Here is a 2,432-nt window from a genome sequence, read left to right on the forward strand (position 1 = left end):
AATACATCAGCCTATAAACCGTTTAGCTGACACAGAGTTTTGAACACCCTCAGACCAGCCTCTAAAGCGTGAGCGTAATGGTCACTACCAGCTAGTGCGGCTTGAAAATATAACCCTGCTTGTCCACGAAATAGCTTCCGCTCCCAGCTTTGATCAAATACTGGTGGTAAACGCCGGGCCAACTTCATCAAAAGAAATTTTTAGTGGTAACGAAAAACCTCTTTCACCAAATAATTGGCCGGAAAAACTGACAAAAGCCGGCATCCATTTCAATACACAATTATATTTTGAAACGCATGATTTCCTATAAAACAAACCGGTATGTTTTGCCATCTCGTTTGATAAAAATAAGGAGTCGTAAATACCTCCGATAGCAACACGCGAATAGAATTTCTCTAATCATTATTGCCCCAGGTGGAATATTAAACCTCTAATACCACAGGAGTTACCTTGACTTACCGCCGAGGATCAATAAGTAAACTCCCACTCCAGGTATCCATCAGAATGTGGGAATTTTTGTCCATGCAGTAGCTTCCAATATTTACTCGCTACAGGCTGCTGAAATACCCCTATCAATCGGGGCAAGTGGCGCATACACGGCAACTGTCTGCAGTAACTTGACTATTGTTATACTGGGTTGAGCACTCAAACATCCTAGCGAGATCTAGTGACTTTTTTACTGCATCGTGGCTCAACAGACCATCTGAAGCCTTTAGGGAATCTCTAAAAATCATGCTCCCCTAAGCTTTATCGGCATTCAGCCCCCATAATACGGAGCTTGCAGGTGCAAAAAAGGTAATTAATAGAGGTGCCCTCTACTTTAACCCACGGAATACACGACAAACTTCAGTAACAGATAACACTCCATTAGATAAGAAAAACATCCTACCCCACCACTCCCCTAACACTCTTCCAAGTCCCTAACTTTGCAGATGGTCTTAACGCACCAATATAGTCATATACAGGCTTTAGACTCAAGTCAACATTTCAAACAATAGAGACTACCTCAACATAAGAAGCACCTCTCAGAAAATAGTACATTACCCCCATATTTTTCCAACCAATTTCCTATTATCGAACCCAGTTTCGAATGACTATTCTTTTATTAACCAAGGCTATACCGCTGAGTCACCACTTATGTCAAGACTTGGTGTCGCTTTAAAGGATTAAAAATTGCAGCACAAGGAAGTTGTTATATGGAAAACTTCATTCGAAACTCACTACTACCTGCAGCCACCCTATTATTGGCTCTTGGCACGGTCAGCGAAACATTAGCTGCCACAGACAGTGCACAAAGCGAAATCACTTTACAGTTCAATGAAACTATCCAAATAGAAAGAGTTGACAACATTACCATCTCCGACCCTATACCAGGACAAGCCGCACAGGGGACAGATACTTTCTGCGTGGCTGGCAGTGGCTTCTCCACTTTCAGTATCACCTTTGCAAACCTTGGCACAGACCCAACCTTTTTCCTCTCAGGTAGTGCCGGCGCTCGGGTAGACTACGACGTACTCTTTCTCAATAGCACCACGGGCCCTGCACCTACTCTTGTAATGCCCGGCATCCCCCTCAATAACCAAACACTTCAAGCGAGCAACTGTGCAGATGACAATGCTCGTTTCAATATTTTAATTTTTCCTGGGCAGTGGGAGCCAGTGCAAAATTTTGCCCCTTTCACTGGCACATTGATGATCACAGTTGCATCCGAATAAATTATCAAACCATTAAGTGTCCTGAAATTCATACCTATAGAGACTGCGACATTCCAGTCTAGAAACACTGATTACGCCAGAATACATTTCTGGCGTAATCGCCCACACGATAAAAGTAAACTTCTTACAATTTTCAGATGAAATGCAAAAGTACATGCGCCTAGCAATTTTCACTTAGAGATAAAGTCCCCCACAACGCTGACCTCCTGACTGAGAACAACGACACTCACGTAAAGTTTAGACGCTCGTAATCCAATGCTTCTAGCTCTGCAGAATGGCCAAAATCTTACTGATGTTATTCACATCCTTAGGAATTTTCAAATTAACTACTTACAGAACCCTTGCAAGGCGTGCACATTAGAGTACTCAGTTAATATCGCAGTATGCAAACGTAAGCAGCTGACAAACTCGATATATTTAGAGGACAGCGAAATTGAAACCTCGGCGAATTAAGACTATCAACTTCAGAAAACATGAGGTCTTGGTGATAAGCTGGCAGATATTATAGTCTTAGACATGAACCCACCTCCACTTTACACAACGGATTCATCTTGGCTGAATGCTATAGAAGGGTAACCGGGACACAAAGCACCCTTCATGGTGTTTTTACCCGTATGCAGGATTCGAAAGATAAGACTCAATGGTTCATCAAGGTCCTCAATCGAGGTAGTGTTCAGAATTCTGTGTCATTTCTTTACTATTAGCAAAAAAGAGATG

The 2,432-nt window shown here is 42.4% G+C and carries 2 protein-coding genes; both read left to right on the forward strand.

The window, feature by feature from the left end; genetic code table 11:
• The first annotated feature begins 94 nt into the window (after window positions 1–94).
• Window positions 95–310 carry a hypothetical protein gene (locus tag MO867_RS21570; RefSeq protein ID WP_252472987.1) on the forward strand — a complete coding sequence of 72 codons (216 nt, stop codon included), beginning with the start codon at window positions 95–97 and terminating at the stop codon, window positions 308–310.
• A gap of 886 nt (window positions 311–1,196) precedes the next feature.
• On the forward strand, window positions 1,197–1,715 hold the full coding sequence (locus tag MO867_RS21575; RefSeq protein WP_252472989.1) for a hypothetical protein: 519 nt from the start codon (window positions 1,197–1,199) through the stop codon (window positions 1,713–1,715).
• Window positions 1,716–2,432: the final 717 nt, after the last annotated feature.

This window comes from Microbulbifer okhotskensis (genome assembly GCF_023895975.1).
Lineage (GTDB): Bacteria > Pseudomonadota > Gammaproteobacteria > Pseudomonadales > Cellvibrionaceae > Microbulbifer > Microbulbifer okhotskensis.